The sequence below is a fragment of the Streptomyces sp. ATCC 21386 genome, from assembly GCF_018728545.1.
In the GTDB taxonomy this organism is placed as follows: Bacteria; Actinomycetota; Actinomycetes; order Streptomycetales; family Streptomycetaceae; genus Streptomyces.
On sequence record NZ_JAAVVL010000001.1, the window covers coordinates 1,461,967 to 1,479,325 of the forward strand.

Consider the following 17,359-nt stretch of genomic DNA (forward strand, 5'->3'; position numbering starts at 1 on the left):
GCCTCTCTGGAATGTCCGCCCGTATCAGCGATCCCGAGCAGCTCAAGGAGCTCCTCGGCATCCCGTTCACCCCGGAGCAGACGGCCTGCGTCGTCGCGCCGCCCGCGCCGCAGGTGATCGTGGCGGGTGCCGGGTCGGGCAAGACCACCGTGATGGCCGCGCGCGTAGTGTGGCTGGTCGGCACCGGACAGGTCGCCCCCGAACAGGTGCTGGGCCTGACGTTCACGAACAAGGCCGCGGGAGAACTCGCCGAGCGCGTACGCAAGGCACTGGTCAAAGCGGGCATCACCGACCCGGACGTGATCGACCCGGACAACCCGCCGGGCGAGCCGGTCATCTCCACGTACCACGCCTTCGCGGGTCGCCTGCTGACCGACCACGGCCTGCGCATCGGCCTGGAACCCACCTCCCGGCTCCTCGCCGACGCCACCCGCTACCAGCTCGCCGCGCGCGTGCTCAGGGAGTCCCCGGGCCCGTACCCGGCCCTGACCCGCTCCTTCCCCGACCTGGTCAGCGACCTGCTGACCCTCGATTCCGAACTCGCCGAGCACCTCGTACGACCCGAGGACCTGCGCGCGTACGACGCCGACCTGCTGCGTGAACTGGAGCATGTCAAGCTCACCAACGCGGATCTGCGCAAGGTCCCCGAGGCGGCCGCGGCGCGACGCGAACTCACCGAACTGGTCGGCCGCTACCGCGCGGCCAAGCGCGAGCGGGACCTCCTCGACTTCGGCGACCAGATCGCCCTGTCCGCCGGCCTCGCCCGACTCCCCGAGGTGGGGCGCATCCTGCGGGACGAGTTCCGCGTGGTCCTGCTCGACGAGTACCAGGACACCTCGGTCGCCCAGCGCGTCCTGCTGTCAGGTCTGTTCGGGGGCGGCACCGGCCATCCCGTGACGGCCGTGGGCGACCCCTGCCAGGCGATCTACGGCTGGCGCGGCGCCTCCGTCGCCAACCTCGACGACTTCCCCGAGCACTTCGCCCACCCCGACGGCAGCCCCGCGACCCGCCAGTCGCTCAGCGAGAACCGCCGCAGCGGCGGCCGTCTGCTCGACCTCGCCAACGGTCTCGCGGAGCCCCTGCGGGCCATGCACGCGGGCGTGGAGGCCCTCCGGCCCGCCCCCGGCGCCGAACGCGACGGTGTGGTCCGCTGCGCCCTGCTGAACACGCACGCCGAGGAACTGGACTGGCTCGCCGACACCATCGCCCACCTGGTGCGCACCGGCAAGGAACCCGGCGAGATCGCGGTCCTGTGCCGCACCGCCACCGACTTCGCCGAGATCCAGGGCGCGCTCGTCGCCCGGGACATCCCGGTCGAGGTCGTCGGCCTCTCCGGACTGCTCCACCTCCCCGAGGTCGCCGACCTCGTCGCGGTCTGCGAGGTCCTCCAGGACCCCGGTGCCAACGCCTCCCTCGTCCGCCTCCTCACCGGCCCGCGCTGGCGGATCGGACCCCGCGACCTCGCCCTCCTCGGGCGCCGGGCCAGGCTGCTCGTGTCCCACGCGCGCGTGGACGGCGACGCCGACCCGGACCGCCGACTCGCCGCGGCCGTCGAGGGCGTCGACCCGTCCGAGGTGATCTCGCTGGCGGACGCCCTGGACACCTTCCTGGAACTCCCCCTCGAAGCCGAGGCGGAGGACGACGGCCTGCCGTTCTCGACGGACGCGCGCGTCCGGTTCGCCCGGCTCGCCGCCGAACTGCGCGACCTGCGCCGTTCGCTCGCCGACCCGCTCATGGACGTCCTCCACCGGGTCCTCGCCGTCACCGGCCTGGAGGTGGAACTCTCCGCCTCCCCCCACGCGCTCGCCGCCCGCCGCCGCGAGACCCTGTCCAACTTCCTGGACATCGCCGCCTCCTTCGCCGCCAACAGCGCCGGAGAGGCCTCCCTCCTCGCCTTCCTCGGCTTCCTGCGCACGGCCGCCCAGTACGAGAAGGGCCTCGACAACGCCCTGCCGGGGGGAGAGAACACCGTCAAGGTCCTCACCGCCCACAAGTCCAAGGGCCTGGAATGGGACGTCGTCGCCGTACCCGGTCTGGTCACCGGCACCTTCCCCAGCACCCAGGGCCGGGAGAAGTGGACCGCCCAGGGCAAGGTCCTGCCGCACGAGCTGCGCGGCGACGCCGACACCCTCCCGGACGTCGAGGCATGGGACTCGCGCGGCCTGAAGGCATTCCAAGAGGCCATGAAGGACCACCAGCACACCGAGGAACTCCGCCTCGGCTACGTGACGTTCACCCGCCCCCGCTCCCTGCTCCTCGGCTCCGGCCACTGGTGGGGCCCGTCCCAGAAGCGCCCCCGCGGGCCGTCCGACTTCCTCAAGGCCCTGTACGACCACTGTGCCGCCGGGCACGGCGAGATCGAGGCATGGGCCGACGAGCCGGAGGAGGACGCCGAGAACCCCGCTCTGCACGCGACGGCGGCCGATCACGCCTGGCCGCTCCCGCTCGACGACGCGGCTCTGATGCGCCGCAGGGCGGCGGCCCGGACCGTCCTGGCCCACCTGGACCGCGCGGCTACCCACGAGGACACGCATCCGGGGGCCGCAGAGGAGGACTTCCCGGACGAACCGCCCATCGACGCGGACGCTGACCCCTTCATCGACGGGGACTACGCGTCCCTCATCGACGAGGACGACGCCCCCTTCATCGACGAGGACACCGACGACTGGGACTCCTGGTCGTCGGACCGTCCCGCACAGGGCCCGCACGCGCGCGTGGGCACCGCGCAGAGCCCCCACGCGCGCGTGGACCGTCCCGCGCCGCACGGGCGCACGCCCGCCGTGCCGCACGCCCGCAGGCATCCCGGCGCGTCCGGGCTCACGCCGGAGGAGGCCCGCACCGTCGCCTCGTGGGACCGCGACCTGGACGCCCTCACCGGGGAACTCGTGCGAGCGCGCGCGAAGGTCACCGACGTACCCCTGCCGCCGTCGCTGACCACCTCGCAGCTGATGCGTCTCGCCGCCGATCCGGACGGCTTCGCGCAGGAACTCGCCCGCCCCATGCCGCGCCCCCCGCAGCCCGCGGCCCGGCGCGGCACCCGTTTCCACGCCTGGCTGGAGGCCCGTTTCGAAGAGCTGAGGCTGCCCATGCTGGAGCCCGACGAACTGCCCGGCAGCGAGGCCGAGATCGCGGACGAACTGGACCTGGAGGCCCTCAAGGAGGCATTCGAACGCACGCCGTACGCGCACCGCACCCCGCACCGGGTCGAGGCCCCCTTCCAGATCGACATCGCCGGCCGGGTCGTGCGCGGCCGCATCGACGCCGTCTACCGGGCGGACCACGGGGACGGGACGACGATGTACGAGATCGTCGACTGGAAGACCAGCCGCACCCGCGCCGCCGACCCGCTCCAGCTCGCCGTCTACCGGCTGGCCTGGGCCGAGCAGCAGGGCGTGCCCCTGGAGTCAGTCGACGCCGCCTTCCTGTACGTCCGCACCGGAGCCGTCGTCCGGCCGGCCAACCTCCCCGGCCGGGACGCACTGGAAAGAATGCTCCTGGAGGAATCCGGTACCGAAGAGGGACCGGATTCGGCCACGGAGGGACCGGAGCCGTCGGCGGACGGACCGGAGGCGTTCACGGACGAACCGCCGGACGAGCATGCCGCCGCGGGCCGATAGGCTCGGGAGCATGAGCCAGTCCGTTGACAGCGACGTCAGCGTCGTCCGTACGTACATCGAGAACCACCGTGCCGCCTTCCTCGACGACCTCGTGGAGTGGCTGCGCATCCCGTCGGTCTCGGCCCAGCCCGAACACGCGACGGACGTACGGCGCAGCGCCGAGTGGCTGGCCGCCAAGCTCCGGGAGACCGGCTTCCCGACGGCGGAGGTCTGGGAGACGGCGGGAGCGCCCGCGGTCTTCGCGGAATGGCCCTCCACGGACGCCGACGCACCCACGGTGCTGGTCTACGGCCACCACGACGTGCAGCCCGCGGCGCGCGAGGACGGCTGGGACACCGAGCCGTTCGACCCCGTGATCCGTGGGAACCGGCTCCACGCGCGCGGGGCGGCCGACGACAAGGGGCAGGTGTTCTTCCACACACTCGGTGTCCGCGCCCACCTCGCCGCCACCGGCCGCACCGCCCCCGCCGTCCACCTGAAGATGCTGATCGAGGGCGAGGAGGAATCCGGCTCCCCGCACTTCCGCGCCCTCGTCGAGGCCCGGGCCGAACGGCTCGCCGCCGACGCGGTGGTCGTCTCCGACACCGGAATGTGGGCCGAGGACACCCCCACCGTCTGCACCGGCATGCGCGGCCTCGCCGAGTGCGAGATCCGGCTGTACGGCCCCGACCAGGACATCCACTCCGGCTCCTTCGGCGGCGCCGTACCGAACCCGGCCACCGAGATCGCCCGTCTCGTCGCCGCCCTGCACGACGAGCACGCGCGGGTGGCGATCCCCGGGTTCTACGACGGCGTCGTCGAACTCACCCACCGCGAGCGTGAACTCTTCGCCGAACTGCCCTTCGACGAGGAACGATGGCTGCACACGGCCAGGTCGACCGCGGCGCACGGTGAGGCCGGTCACACCACCCTGGAACGCATCTGGGCCCGCCCGACCGCCGAGGTCAACGGCATCGGCGGCGGCTATCAGGGCGCCGGAAGCAAGACGATCATCCCGTCCTCGGCCATGGCGAAGCTGTCCTTCCGCCTGGTGGCCGGTCAGGACCCCGACCACATCGAGAAGGCGGTCACCGCCTGGGCCGCCGAACGCATCCCCGCCGGGATCCGGCACGAGATCACGTTCACCGGCTCCACCCGCCCCTGCCTGACGCCCCTGGACCACCCTGCCCTGCGGGCGGTCGTACGGGCCATGGGCCGTGCGTTCCAGCAGCCCGTCCGCCACACGCGCGAGGGCGGCTCCGGCCCGGCCGCCGACCTCCAGGAAGTCCTCGGCGCCCCCGTCCTCTTCCTGGGCATCTCCGTCCCCTCCGACGGCTGGCACGCCCCCAACGAGAAGGTCGAACTCGATCTGCTCCTCAAGGGCGTCGAGACCAGCGCGTACCTCTGGGGCGAGCTGGCCGAAAGCACCCACGAGGCACACTGAAGAGACCCGACCGCCCCGGCACGCCCAGCCCACCGCACGCCCCGCCGAACCGCCCCGCCCCATCAACCGTTTCACCGGGGGAGTTGGAAGCACCCGTGACCACCTGGACCGACCACACCGCCGACCGACCCATCGCGCTCACCGCCCCCAGCGGCATCGACCGGGCCGCCTACCACCGGCTCGACGAGGCCTGGCTCGCGGCGGCCTGGAGCCACCCCACGACCCGCTGCTTCGTGGTCTCCGGCGGTCAGGTCCTCATAGACGAGACCGCGGACGGCGCCACCGAACTCGTCATGACGCCCTCCTTCGAGGCCCCGCTCACCGAGGCGCACCGCTACTTCCTGGGGACCGACGCCGACGGTGTGAGCTATTTCGCACTCCAGAAGGACGCGCTCCCCGGCCGCATGGACCAGTCGGCACGCCCGGCCGGGCTGCGGGAGGCGGGCATGCTGCTGTCGCCCCGTGACACGGGCCTCATGGTGCACGCGGTCGGCCTGGAGAACTGGCAGCGGACCCACCGCTTCTGCTCCCGCTGCGGCGAGCGCACCGTCATCGCGGCGGCCGGACACATCCGGCGCTGCCCCGCCTGCGGCGCCGAGCACTACCCGCGCACCGACCCGGCGGTGATCATGGCGGTCACGGACGACGAGGACCGCATCCTGCTCGGCCGCCAGGTCCACTGGCCCGAGGGGCGGTTCTCCACCCTCGCGGGCTTCGTGGAGCCCGGTGAGTCCATCGAGCAGTCCGTGCGGCGCGAGGTCCAGGAAGAGGTCGGCATCACGGTCGGTCACGTCGAGTACGTCGCCAGCCAGCCCTGGCCCTTCCCCTCCAGCCTCATGCTGGGATTCATGGCCCGGGCCACCTCGACCACCGTCGATGTCGACGGCGACGAGATCCACGAGGCCCGCTGGTTCTCCCGCGAAGAACTGCGGGCCGCGTTCGAGTCCGGGGAGGTCGTGTCTCCCTACGGCATCTCGATCGCGGCCCGACTGATCGAACTCTGGTACGGCAAGCCCCTGCCCACACGAGGTCACACGGGCTGAAGCCGGTCCGTGGTTACACGCCGATCTTCTGCTTGACCTGCGCCAGCGAAGGGTTCGTGAGCGTCGAGCCGTCCGGGAAGAGGACGGTGGGCACCGTCTGGTTCCCGCCGTTCGCCTTCTCCACGAACGCGGCGGACTCCGGGTCGTGCTCGATGTTGATCTCGTTGTACGTGATGCCCTCGCGGTCCATCTGGCTCTTCAGCCGACGGCAGTAGCCGCACCACGTGGTGCTGTACATCGTCACAGTGCCCGACATGTCCCTGGCGCTCCTTCACGGTCTGGGGGGTGCGTGGTAGCAGTGAGTGGAACGTACGCGACAGGCCCGCCATTCCCCCACTCGGGTGGCGTCCACCACCGCTGCACCCGCGTCGGCACACCGGAACACAGCGGCGCCTGCCGCATTAGTACGACTCCGAGAGCTTGCCTGTGGACAACTTGCTCAGCCGTCTCCGGCGACCTGGCAGCATGGCCATGTGACACCAGCAACGCATTCCACCCTCTTCCCGCAGGTCCCCGACTCGGCCGACGCGGTGCTCGAAGGGCTCGACCCCGAGCAGCGCGCGGTGGCCACCGCCCTGCACGGTCCGGTGTGCGTGCTGGCCGGCGCCGGTACGGGCAAGACCAGGGCGATCACCCACCGCATCGCCTACGGAGTGCGGGCCGGCATGCTCCAGCCCGCCAGCGTGCTCGCCGTCACCTTCACCAACCGCGCCGCAGGAGAGATGCGCGGCCGGCTCCGCCAGCTCGGCGCCGCCGGTGTCCAGGCCCGGACGTTCCACTCTGCCGCACTGCGCCAACTCCAGTACTTCTGGCCGAAAGCAGTCGGCGGCGGCATGCCGCGCATCGTCGACCGCAAGATCCAGCTCGTCGCGGACGCCGCAGCCGCCTGCCGCATCCGTCTCGATCGCAACGAACTACGCGACGCGGCCGCCGAGATCGAGTGGTCGAAGGTCACCCGCACCGTCCCCGCCGACTACGTCGCCGCGACCGCCAAGCACGGCCGCGAAGCCCCCCGCGACCCCGCCGAGATCGCCCAGATCTACGCCACGTACGAGGACCTGAAGCGCGAACGGGCCGTCATCGACTTCGAGGACGTCCTCCTGCTCACGGTCGGTATCCTCCAGGACCGCCACGACATCGCCGAGCAGGTCCGCTCCCAGTACCAGCACTTCGTGGTCGACGAGTACCAGGACGTCAGCCCTCTCCAGCAGCGCCTGCTGGAACTGTGGCTCGGCGACCGGGACGACCTGTGCGTCGTGGGCGACGCCAGCCAGACGATCTATTCGTTCACCGGCGCAACTCCCGACCATCTACTCGACTTCCGCCACCGCCACCCCGGGGCCACCGTCGTCAAACTCGTCCGCGACTACCGCTCCACCCCACAGGTGGTCCACCTCGCCAACGGCCTGCTCTCCCAGGCCCGCGGCCGGGCCGCCGACCACCGCCTCGAACTGATCTCCCAGCGACCCCCGGGCCCCGAGCCCCGGTACACCGAGTATGCGGACGAGCCCGCCGAGGCCGAGGGAGCAGCCCGCCGCATCCGTGACCTCATCGCCTCCGGAGTCCCCGCCAGCGAGATCGCCGTCCTGTTCCGCACGAACTCCCAGTCCGAGACCTACGAACAGGCTCTCGCGGACGCCGGAGTGCCTTATCAGCTGCGCGGCGCGGAACGATTCTTCGACCGCCCCGAGGTACGCAAGGCGGGGGCCGCGCTGAGGGCGGCCGCGCGCTTCGGCGGCAACGACACGCTCCTCGAGGACGCCGTCGACCTCCCCTCACAGGTACGGGCCGTGCTGTCCGGCGAGGGCTGGACCGGCGAACCACCGGCGGGCTCCGGAGCGGTCAGGGAACGCTGGGAGTCACTGGCGGCCCTGGTGAACCTGGCCCATGACTTCGCCGCCGCCAAGCCCGACGCCACACTCGGCGACCTGGTCAAGGAGCTCGACGAACGGGCGGGCGCCCAGCACGCCCCGACCGTCCAGGGCGTCACCCTCGCCTCGCTGCACTCCGCCAAGGGCCTGGAGTGGGACGTCGTCTTCCTCGTCGGGGTCGCCGAGGGCATGATGCCGATCACCTACGCGAGGACGGACGAACAGATCGAGGAGGAGCGACGGCTCCTTTACGTGGGCGTCACCCGCGCACGCGAACACCTCTCCGTCTCCTGGGCCCTGTCCCGCTCGCCCGGCAGCCGTCCCAACCGCCGCCCCAGCAGATTCCTCAACGGCCTGCGCCCCGGATCGACCGCTACAGCGGGAAGGACCGGCACGGGCGGCTCCGGGGGCGTCGAACCGGGCTCCCCGGGAGGCCGGACGGGCGACCTCGGGGGCGGTGCCGCCGCGGCGACGGCGCCACGCCGCACCAGCCGGACCCCGGCCCGCTGCCGGGTCTGCGGGCGCACCCTGCGGGACGCCGGCGAGATGAAGCTGATGCGCTGCGAGGACTGCCCCTCCGACATGGACGAGGGCCTCTACGAGCGCCTGCGCGAATGGCGCGCGGTCCAGGCGCAGCGCAGCGGCCAACCCGACTTCTGTGTCTTCACGGACCGGACTCTGATGGCGATCGCGGAAGCGGGGCCGAGCACTCCGGTTGAACTCGGTCGCATCCCCGGCGTCCGCGCCCGCAAGCTGCAGCGCTACGGCGCCGATGTTCTCGACATCTGTGCAGGTCGGGAGCCTGGGTACGAGGACGAGAACGACTGATACGAACTCGTCGAAAAAATAGTTTGCGCATGCCCCAGCAATCCCCATAGGTTCTTAGGCACGAGAGCAGCGGCCTTCTCGAAGGCCCTGGTTTCGTGATGTACTTCATATCCGTCGGATCGGTTCACACCGGTTCCCATAGACGCCGAGAGGAGGCGAGTCCAGTGATCAGCATCAACACCAGCTACATCAGCACGGTCAAAATGACCGATCGCTCGGCCGTCTCCCTGTGCATGCTCGGTGTCTCGAACCTGGGTACCGGTCTGTCCGCCATCAGTGGCGGCCGTCCGGCGTCCTCCGTGTCTCTGGCGGGTCTCCCCGTCCGTGAGCGCAATGAGCGACCGACCAAGGCACTGGAAGCAGCAGTAGAGGCACAGGCCCAGGCCTATGCCTTCGCGGCGGCCGGTGCCGGATTCCGGAAGCAGACGACGCAGCACCACCTGATGTGGGCCTTCCGTGGGCCTGAACCCTGGAGTGATCCAGCCTGATCGACGATCAGGCCGGCGCCTTCAGGGCCGCGGAACCCCATCCGGGATCCGCGGCCCTTCTGTTTGTCCCTGACCAGGGACTACAGAGCGAAGGGGCCTCGGGACAAGAAAAGAACCCGGTACCAGCCGCCACCGGCCAACAGGCCGGAACGACCAGACGAGGAAGACGAACCGTGCAACTCGAAGCGCACGCCCCGTCCGTACCGCCTTCCGAAACGATCCCCCCGCCCGGCCTCACGGAGGACTCCACCTTGACCCCGCTCACCGCGCTCACCGCGCTCGACGACGCCATCGAGAACCTCGGCGTACCCGTCCCCTGCCGTTCCTACGACCCGGAGGTCTTCTTCGCCGAGTCGCCGGCCGATGTCGAGTACGCCAAGTCCCTCTGCCGCACCTGCCCGCTGATGGAGGCCTGCCTCGCGGGCGCCAAGGAGCGGCGTGAGCCCTGGGGCGTCTGGGGTGGCGAGCTCTTCGTCCAGGGTGTCGTCGTGGCCCGCAAGCGGCCTCGTGGTCGCCCGCGCAAGAACCCGGTCACGGCATGAACATCACCGGAACGATCGACCGCCCCCTCACGCACGACCCCAAGAAGCAGGCCCCGATGAAGCCGTCCACGAGCGAGCCCGCCGGCTCCGCGACACCTGATTTCACCACCACCGGTGCGAACGCCTCGCGCCAGAACAGGACCCGAGAGATGCATCTCATGCCAGAAGCCCTGGCTCGTGCGCATATGCACGAGCGCCTGCACCAGGCTGAGCAGGAACGCCGGGCCATGCGCCTGGCGGTCGCTCAGCGGATGCAGCGCCGGGCCGAGCGCGCCTCGCTGCGCGCCCGCCGTGCGCTCGCCATGGCGGTCATGCAGTAGTCGCCACACGGCGACCGGCATGACCCGGCCTGGACAGGCACATCACCACCAGTAGTGGCTCCCCGCGGGGGCCGGTCCGAAGGGACCGGCCCCCGCGGTGCGTTGTGCCCACGCATCCGCCGAGGGCGGCGATATCGTCGCCGAGTGACGAGTCTTTCCGGGGACAGTGACCAGGGCGGCCCCGCCGCGGAACCCCAGACCCTCGTGTGCGCCCGCTGCGGCACCACCGCCGACGCCCCTCGACCTCTGTGGATCTGTTCCGTGGAGAACGGGGCAAGGCGCTACTTCTGCGAGACCTGCGCCAGGGAGAACCTGCGTGCGATCGAAGGCAGGTTGGACTCGGCCTGGTGGTGAACCCGCCCTCGACCGGACCGGTTACGCCTCCGCGGCCGACTCGCCCTCGCCTTCCTCCTCGGGCAGGAAACCCGGCAGCCACTCCTCCAGCTCGTCGCGCATACGGACCGTCGCGCCGAGCTGGCACAGGACGCCGATGGTGCTCAGGGTCACCCGGTGGATGAGGAGGTAGGACGGGGGCAGATTCAGCTGCTTGCCCAACTGGTGGGCGGGGGAGCGCGGGTCGGCGATCCGAGCGGCCTGGCTGCGCATCCAGCCGCGGGCGAAGGTGAACTCGTCCGCCCGGACCGGTTCGATGATGGGGTGCAGATAGTCGAGGACGGCGTCCGGGTCCAGCTCTATCGACTCCTTCACGAAGCCTTCCGTGCAGAGCATCTCGTAGACCGCCTCGGCCTCGCCGTCGATGGTCAGCCGCAGGGCCTCGCCGATCGGGGCCGGCAGGCCACCCGGCAGTCGGTCCACCGTGCCGAAGTCGAGGACGCCCAGGCGCCATCCACTCTTCTCGTCCGGCAGCAGGCGGAAGTTCCCCGGGTGCGGGTCGGCGTGCAGGAGGCCGGTGCGGGCCGGACCTGAGAAGAGGAAGCGGGTCAGCAGCTGGCCCGCCCGGTCGCGCTGCTCCTGAGTGCCGTCGGTGATCACCTCGGACAGAGGGGTGCCCTCCATCCATTCGGTCACCAGCACCTGCTCGCACTGGTGCACCACTGCCGGGACCACCACGTCCGGGTCGTCCTCGAACTCCTCCGCGTGCGCCTGCTGGGCCTGGGCCTCCAGGCCGTAGTCGAGCTCTTCGGAGACACGGTCCCGCAGTTCCGCGATGAGCGGCTTGATGTCCATGCCGGGGATCAACGGGCCCAGCAGACGCGCGAACCGGCTCAGTTGACCGAGGTCGGAGAGGAGAGCCTCGCCGGCGCCCGGGTACTGCACCTTGACGGCGACCTCTCGGCCGTCGTGCCACACCGCTCGGTGCACCTGGCCGATGGAGGCCGCGGCGGCCGGCTTGTCCTCGAACTCCAGGAAAAGCTCCTGCCAGTCCGCGCCGATGCGCTCCTCCAGCACGGCGTGCACCGTGCGGGTCGGCATCGGTGGTGCCGCGTCCTGGAGCTTCGTCAGAGCCGCGCGGTAGGGGCCCGCGACCTCCTCGGGAAGTGCCGACTCGAAGACGGACAGGGCCTGCCCGAACTTCATCGCCCCGCCCTTCAGCTCGCCCAGGACCTTGAACAGCTGCTCCGCCGTGCGCTGCTGGAGTTCACGGCCCACGAGCTCCGCCGACTCGCCGACGATTCGCTTGCCGAGTCCCCAGGTGGCCCGGCCTGCGATGCCGAGCGGAAGCGCGGCGAGCTTGGCGGTCCGGGTGACCGCCTTCCGGGGAAGATCAGACATGCGCCCTCCAACTCCCAGCAGGCCGTGCCGCGTGTGCCTTGCGGGACAACCTCGTTGACCGCTGATGCCCCGCCATTGTCTCGTGCGCTTCCCCCTCCTTTGCGGTGTGTTCCCCGTTACCTTTCCCGGCGGCACCGTTTTCAGCGGCTTTGCAGGAACATGCGGGGTGCGGCCACAGCGGACGCGGGTGCCAGTCCAACCCCGGTACCGAGACCTCCCAGCGGGCGCCCACGCTGGACGGAGTCCGCCCGTCCAGGAAGGCGAGCGCGTGCGCCGCGGCCAGTGCGGCGACGGTCGTGGCCAGGGCGAGGTCGCACGCCTCCAGTTGGTGCGGACGTCCGGACCGCCACTGTGCGACCAGCCGCGGCCACGTCTCGTCGCGATCGGTGCGGCTCTGTTCCAGGCAACCCGCGCAACCCGTCTCACCGGGCAGGACCAGAGGGCCGACCACGCCCGTCCCCTCGACCACACCCGCGTAGAGGTGGGGCGTACCCGAGGAGACGAGCGGCTCGGCGGCCATGGGCCTGGGAGCGTGGACATCGGCGCCGTCCCGTGGGGCGAGGATCACCAGCGAGAACCCGGACTCCTCGCGGAGACGGTTCGCCGTCCGCTCTCCGGCCGACGGAGTGGAAGGAGGCCGGGAGCCGCGGCGACGCCGTGGCGGACGATCGGGCGCCGCGTGCCGGGCGGCCCGGCGGGCCGCCGTGTCCCTGCGTTCGCCGATCGATTCGGCGGACAGCCCGCCCGGGGCGACGTCGCACGGCTCCACCCGGCCGACGTCGCGGACGTCGACCTCGCCGACCCCCGCACCCGACAACAGGGAGGCGAGCACCGATCCCACCCGCCCCGCACCCCGCACCTGCACTCTCAGTGATCGGCGCGCGGCCAGACGACCCATGGCGTCGCCCGGCTCGGAGGTGATCAGAGAGAGCGTGGCGGCGTCGGGCCGCAGCCGGTCCAGGACGTCCGGTTTGGCGCGCAGGTCGTCAGCGGCCGGGCCGCCGCCCGTCGCGTCGTCCAGCAGGCCGGACCGGGACAAGCGCTCCACCAAGCAGTCCACATGCCCGTCCGGCAGACCCATGCGGCGTCCCTCGTCGCGCAGGAGCGGCAACCCTCGTGTGCCGTCGAGCAGAGCGAGGAAACTGCCCGTCGTCGTGTCCATCGGGCCCAGCACCATGGCGTGCGCCGGTGCCAGACCGAACTGCACGGTGTTGAGATCCCGCCAGCCGCGCCGGAGCGCGGGCTTCACCATCGGATGCATGATCGGCCCCCGTAGCCAGAGATCGGTTCCGTCCGCCGGCGGTGCGAGTGCCTGGTCCGCCGACGAATGCCAGCATGCACGGACAGCGACGATGCCTGTCGAGAGTTGTCCACAGGCGACGGCATTCGTCGTACAAATCAGGCGCTCGGGGTGCGGATCGATATCGAACCGTCCCGGAGGCGGGACTTCCCCCATGTGCAGCGGGTAACGTCGGGGCGTGCCCGCCGACCCACTGCACCGCGCCGCAAAGCCACCGCGCAGCACGACGAGCCAGCCGCCGAGCGGCTCGGGGGCGAGCGCGATCGAGGTTCGCAGGAGCGCGCGACGGCGCAGAACGGTCTCCGCGTACCGCGAGGGCGATCGCACCGTCGTGCTCATCCCCGCACGGATGTCCGAGGCGGAGGAGCAGCGCTGGGTGACGGTCATGCTCGACAAGCTGGCCGCACAGGAGAGCAAGAGGCGCCTCGGTGACACCGAGCTGTCGGAGCGGGCCGCCCGGCTCTCGGACCAGTACTTCGGCGGTCGCGCCCGGCCCACCTCCGTGCGCTGGGTCACCAACCAGAACACCCGCTGGGGGTCGTGCACCCCGGCCGAGGGCAGCATCCGCCTCTCGCACCGGCTGCAGGGCATGCCGGAGTACGTCGTCGACTACGTCCTCCTGCATGAACTCGCACACCTGCTCGTACCAGGGCACGGCCCCCGCTTCTGGCAGCTGCTGGACGCCTATCCGCGCACCGAGCGTGCTCGGGGCTACCTCGAAGGGGTGGTCGCCGCCGACCGCCTCCCCCACCTGCCCGTCACACGGGACGAGTGACACCTCGCGCGGCTGTTCGCTGAGACACGGCCCGTGACCCGGGGCCCGAGGGCGCCGCACGGCGGGTGCCCCGAGCGGGGGTGTCCCGGAACACGCGCTTCACGCGCGCGTGTGCGTTTGTGGAACCGGTGACCGAAGTCGCGCTTTTGTACCGTCTCTGTACCGGCCTCGTACGCCCCAGGACTTTGCGGTTAGCCTGGCGCGACGCACTCGCAGGCGCACGCACTTTCGGGATGGGGGACGGTCGTTACGCATGGCCAGGGAATTCCAACGCGGCCACAAGGCCAAGATCAGTGACCTCACCGCGGGCACGGATCTGTATGTAGGCGTACAGATCTCCGCCCCCGGGCTGACCTTCGACATCAGTTGCTTCGGACTGGACGCCGACGAACGGCTCTCGGACGACCGTTACTTCGTCTTCTTCAACCAGCCGAAGACCCCCGAGGAGTCCATCCAGCTCCTGGGCGCCCAGTCGGGTGACACCGAGTCCTTCCGTGTCACCCTCGACAAGATCCCGCCGCAGATCCAGAAGCTGTCCTTCACGGCGACGATCGACGGCAACGGGCAGATGTCGCAGATCGCCCCCGGCTACGTCCGTATCGTCGCGGGCGGCGAGGAAGTGGCCAGGTATCCGTTCGACGGCTCGGAGTTCTCCACCGAGCGTGCCGTGATGCTGGGCGACTTCTATCTGAAGGACGTCTGGCGGTTCGCGGCCGTCGGGCAGGGCTTCGACGGCGGCCTCGACGCGCTGCTGAAGAACTTCGGCGGCGAGGTCGCCGAGGAGGAGCCCGCCGCACCGCAGCAGCCGCAGGCCGACGCCGCGCCCGGGTTCGCCCCGCCCGCGTTCGGCGCCCCCGTGGCTCCGGCCGCCCCGGCGCCCACACAGCCGTTCGCGCCGCCGGCGCCCTCGCCCTCCGTGCACGCTGCTCCCACGATCGCCGCGCCCCTGCACACGCCGCCCGGCGGCACCGTGCCGCCCCCGGCCGCACCGCCGCAGGGTGGGCCGTTCACCCCGCCCGGCGCCCCGCCGCAGGGTGGGCCCTTCACGCCTCCCGGTGCCGCGCCGCAGGGCGGCCCCTTCACCCCGCCGGGTGCGGCTCCGCAAGGCGGCCCGTTCACGCCCCCGGGCGCCCCGGGTGCCTTCCCGGGCCAGGCACAGCCTTTCGGCGGCGGGACACAGCTCGCGCCGGTGCCGCCGGAGGCAGGGCTGCGAGTCGTTCTGACGAAGTACTCCGAGGCCCCCGTCGGGGACCGCTGGACCGAGCAGAACCCGCAGCTGGTGCGAGCGACGCTCACCAAGGGCGCCAACATCCTCGCCAAGCAGGGCAGCATGGTCGCCTACCAGGGCGACATCGACTTCGCCCACAAGGGTTCCGGCCTGCTCGGCAAGTTGACGGGCCAGCTCACCGGCCAGGGCATGGCCCTGATGCGGTGTTCCGGGGACGGTGAGGTGTTCCTCGCCGACGAGGCCAGCCGGCTCTTCGTCATCCGACTGGAGAACGAGCAGCTCTACACCAGCGCCCGTGGCGTCCTCGCCTTCGACGAGTCCCTGGACACCGAGATCCGCCGTATCGAGGGCGCGGGCCTCCCCGGCGGCGGCCTGTTCAGCATGCTCTTCTCCGGTACGGGCGCGGTCGTCGTCAAGACGCGCGGTGTTCCCGTCGTGCTGCCCGTCGGACCGGCCACCTACGTCGACGGCAACGCCGTCATCGCCTGGTCCGCCGGCGCACAGGCCGTCACCACGACCTCGCTCAGGCTGCGCCGCTCCGGATACGCCCGGCAGACGCAGGAGGCCGTCAACCTCCAGTTCCGCGGCGCTCCCGGCAACTTCGTCGTCGTCCAGCCCTTCGAGGTGTGAGGCAGAGCATGGACCTTCAGACACTCAACGCGCACCGCTCCGCCTCCACCGGCGTCCGTATGAGCGTGCACAGCTCCAAGACGCTCAAGGTCACCATGGTCACCGGCCAGGACCTCCTGGCCAAGGCCGGCTCGATGATCGCGTACGACGGCTACGTGCAGTTCGACGGCCCGCCCGCCACGCTGCGGCGCAGCGCGGAGGAGATGGTCACCGGCGAGGGCGGCAAGCTCATGCTCTGCCGCGGCGACGGGGACCTGTACCTCGCCGACTACGGCGGCGATGTCCTCGTCCTCCACCTGAACAACGAGGCGCTGTCGGTCAACGGCCCGACCCTGCTGGCCTGCGACGCCTCCCTCCAGCTCTCCATCGAGCCGGTCAAGGGCCTCGCCAAGCTCTCCGGCTCGGGCCTCACCAACCTCGTGATCCGGGGCACCGGATGGGTCGCCCTGGTCAGCCGGGGCGTGCCGATCTCCCTCGACTGCGCCGAACGGGAGACCTACGTCGACCCGGACGCGCTGATCGCCTGGACCGACGGCCTCGACATGAAGGCCCGTCGCACCATCAAGGCCGGTGCGCTCATCGGCCGGGGCAGCGGGGAGGCCTTCCAGATCGGGTTCAAGGGGCGGGGCTTCGTGGTCGTCCAGCCCAGCGAGGACACCGGCGACCGTTTCAAGATCCGTGGCTGACCGGCGCTGAGAGGAGAACAGCACACCATGCACAGCACACTCTTCGCGCACATCCCGGTGAACCACACCGAGCGCTACACACTGCAGAACCCGCAACTGCTCAAGACCGACCTCACCATCGGCAGCAGTCCCGTCCTGGCTCGTCAGGGCGCCATGGTCGCGTTCGAGGGGCAGGTCGACTTCGACAGCCAGTACCGCAACCGCAGCTGGCGCAATGCCGAGCGGATGACCGGTGAGCGGCTCGAACTCATGCGCTGCAAGGGCAACGGGGTCGTGTATCTCGCCAACTTCGCGCAGTACCTGCACATCATGGAGGTCGGCCGCGGCATCACCGTCGACTCCTCCGCCGTCCTGGCGTTCGACGGCTCGCTGAACGTCGGCATCGTCGCCGTGGACAGCGCCGTCGAGGTGGCCTCGGCGGGCGCGTACAACCTGGAGCTGTCCGGTGGCGGCAAGGTCGTCCTGATGACCTCGGGAGAGCCGCTCGCGCTGGAGGTGACGCCCGAGAAGAACATCTGTGTCGACTCGGACGCCGTCATCGCCTGGTCCACCTCGCTGCGCACACAGCTCCAGGCGCCGACCTCCACGTCCGCCGTGTGGCGCCGCAGGGGATCCACCGGTGAGGGCTGGGAGATGCACTTCGGCGGCCACGGGCACGTCCTGGTGCAGCCGAGCGAGCTGCTTCCGCCGCAGCACCTGCGGACGTCCGGAGTTCTCGGACAGTTCGGCATGGGCGCGGGCGGACTGAGCGGCAACTCCCTCGGGGGCAGCCGCAACTGAGCGAAGCGCCGATGGACGGATGCGCCGTGCCCTTGAGGGAACGGGCGCCGCTGTGATCGGGCGGATGTGTAAGGGGCGTTCCGCCTTGCGGGCG

At 71.0% G+C, this 17,359-nt stretch carries 15 protein-coding genes; 12 read left to right on the top strand and 3 right to left on the bottom strand.

Annotation, left to right across the window (positions count from 1 at the left end; all coding sequences use genetic code 11):
• Nucleotides 1–11 precede the first annotated feature (11 nt).
• From GWK25_RS06415 to nudC, 3 genes are all read left to right on the top strand, one after another.
• A complete protein-coding gene (locus GWK25_RS06415; protein WP_215448883.1) occupies nt 12–3,617 on the top strand; it encodes an ATP-dependent DNA helicase in 3,606 nt (1,201 codons plus the stop codon).
• A 10-nt stretch (nt 3,618–3,627) separates the two neighbouring features.
• Nucleotides 3,628–5,040, top strand: coding sequence for a dipeptidase (locus GWK25_RS06420; protein ID WP_215448884.1), 1,413 nt, complete (start codon nt 3,628–3,630; stop codon nt 5,038–5,040).
• Nucleotides 5,041–5,135: 95 nt separating this feature from the next.
• Nucleotides 5,136–6,083: an NAD(+) diphosphatase gene (nudC, locus tag GWK25_RS06425; RefSeq protein WP_215448885.1), complete on the top strand. Its 948-nt coding sequence runs from the start codon at nt 5,136–5,138 to the stop codon at nt 6,081–6,083.
• Nucleotides 6,084–6,096: 13 nt separating this feature from the next.
• Here nudC and GWK25_RS06430 read toward each other — a convergent pair whose 3' ends face one another.
• Nucleotides 6,097–6,339 (bottom strand): mycoredoxin, encoded by a 243-nt coding sequence (locus tag GWK25_RS06430; RefSeq protein WP_215448886.1) that lies wholly within the window; start codon nt 6,337–6,339, stop codon nt 6,097–6,099.
• A gap of 217 nt (nt 6,340–6,556) precedes the next feature.
• Between GWK25_RS06430 and GWK25_RS06435 the strand changes: the two genes are divergently transcribed.
• The 5 genes from GWK25_RS06435 to GWK25_RS06455 all read left to right on the top strand — a co-directional run bounded on the left by GWK25_RS06435 (nt 6,557) and on the right by GWK25_RS06455 (nt 10,486).
• Nucleotides 6,557–8,782 (top strand): ATP-dependent DNA helicase UvrD2, encoded by a 2,226-nt coding sequence (locus GWK25_RS06435; protein ID WP_215448887.1) that lies wholly within the window; start codon nt 6,557–6,559, stop codon nt 8,780–8,782.
• Nucleotides 8,783–8,946: 164 nt separating this feature from the next.
• Nucleotides 8,947–9,270 carry a hypothetical protein gene (locus GWK25_RS06440; protein WP_045559069.1) on the top strand — a complete coding sequence of 108 codons (324 nt, stop codon included), beginning with the start codon at nt 8,947–8,949 and terminating at the stop codon, nt 9,268–9,270.
• 173 nt (nt 9,271–9,443) lie between these two features.
• On the top strand, nt 9,444–9,812 hold the full coding sequence (locus tag GWK25_RS06445) for a WhiB family transcriptional regulator (RefSeq protein WP_005480495.1): 369 nt from the start codon (nt 9,444–9,446) through the stop codon (nt 9,810–9,812).
• Nucleotides 9,809–10,132, top strand: a complete 324-nt coding sequence (locus tag GWK25_RS06450; protein ID WP_045559068.1) for a hypothetical protein — start codon at nt 9,809–9,811, stop codon at nt 10,130–10,132. Before GWK25_RS06445 ends, GWK25_RS06450 begins: the two co-directional genes overlap by 4 nt.
• A gap of 144 nt (nt 10,133–10,276) precedes the next feature.
• Complete coding sequence (locus GWK25_RS06455) at nt 10,277–10,486, top strand: hypothetical protein (protein WP_184899189.1); 210 nt, start codon at nt 10,277–10,279, stop codon at nt 10,484–10,486.
• Between the two features lie 21 nt (nt 10,487–10,507).
• Here GWK25_RS06455 and GWK25_RS06460 read toward each other — a convergent pair whose 3' ends face one another.
• Nucleotides 10,508–11,866, bottom strand: a complete 1,359-nt coding sequence (locus GWK25_RS06460) for an AarF/ABC1/UbiB kinase family protein (protein WP_215448888.1) — start codon at nt 11,864–11,866, stop codon at nt 10,508–10,510.
• The gene (locus GWK25_RS06465) at nt 11,859–13,127 is read right to left on the bottom strand and encodes a TOMM precursor leader peptide-binding protein (protein ID WP_215448889.1); all 1,269 of its coding nucleotides are present in this window, start codon (nt 13,125–13,127) and stop codon (nt 11,859–11,861) included. Before GWK25_RS06465 ends, GWK25_RS06460 begins: the two co-directional genes overlap by 8 nt.
• A 217-nt stretch (nt 13,128–13,344) precedes the next feature.
• Here GWK25_RS06465 and GWK25_RS06470 point away from each other — a divergent pair, with 217 nt between their 5' ends.
• The 4 genes from GWK25_RS06470 (at nt 13,345) to GWK25_RS06485 (ending at nt 17,265) form a co-directional block, all read left to right on the top strand.
• Nucleotides 13,345–13,941, top strand: coding sequence for a M48 family metallopeptidase (locus tag GWK25_RS06470; RefSeq protein WP_215448890.1), 597 nt, complete (start codon nt 13,345–13,347; stop codon nt 13,939–13,941).
• Between the two features lie 253 nt (nt 13,942–14,194).
• Entirely contained in the window at nt 14,195–15,799 is a 1,605-nt protein-coding gene (locus GWK25_RS06475) for a TerD family protein (RefSeq protein WP_215448891.1), read from the top strand.
• An 8-nt stretch (nt 15,800–15,807) separates the two neighbouring features.
• Nucleotides 15,808–16,485, top strand: coding sequence for an AIM24 family protein (locus GWK25_RS06480; RefSeq protein WP_215448892.1), 678 nt, complete (start codon nt 15,808–15,810; stop codon nt 16,483–16,485).
• 27 nt (nt 16,486–16,512) lie between these two features.
• Nucleotides 16,513–17,265, top strand: coding sequence for an AIM24 family protein (locus tag GWK25_RS06485; protein WP_215448893.1), 753 nt, complete (start codon nt 16,513–16,515; stop codon nt 17,263–17,265).
• The last annotated feature ends 94 nt before the right edge of the window (nt 17,266–17,359 follow it).

Bases quoted from the DNA above. Each gene is read 5' to 3' on its own strand.
- GWK25_RS06415 (WP_215448883.1), top strand. From the start codon at position 12: ATGTCCGCCCGTATCAGCGATCCCGAGCAGCTCAAGGAGCTCCTCGGC.
- GWK25_RS06420 (WP_215448884.1), top strand. From the start codon at position 3,628: ATGAGCCAGTCCGTTGACAGCGACGTCAGCGTCGTCCGTACGTACATC.
- GWK25_RS06430 (WP_215448886.1), bottom strand. From the start codon at position 6,339: ATGTCGGGCACTGTGACGATGTACAGCACCACGTGGTGCGGCTACTGC.
- GWK25_RS06450 (WP_045559068.1), top strand. From the start codon at position 9,809: ATGAACATCACCGGAACGATCGACCGCCCCCTCACGCACGACCCCAAG.
- GWK25_RS06460 (WP_215448888.1), bottom strand. From the start codon at position 11,866: ATGTCTGATCTTCCCCGGAAGGCGGTCACCCGGACCGCCAAGCTCGCC.
- GWK25_RS06465 (WP_215448889.1), bottom strand. From the start codon at position 13,127: ATGCATCCGATGGTGAAGCCCGCGCTCCGGCGCGGCTGGCGGGATCTC.
- GWK25_RS06475 (WP_215448891.1), top strand. From the start codon at position 14,195: ATGGCCAGGGAATTCCAACGCGGCCACAAGGCCAAGATCAGTGACCTC.
- GWK25_RS06480 (WP_215448892.1), top strand. From the start codon at position 15,808: ATGGACCTTCAGACACTCAACGCGCACCGCTCCGCCTCCACCGGCGTC.
- GWK25_RS06485 (WP_215448893.1), top strand. From the start codon at position 16,513: ATGCACAGCACACTCTTCGCGCACATCCCGGTGAACCACACCGAGCGC.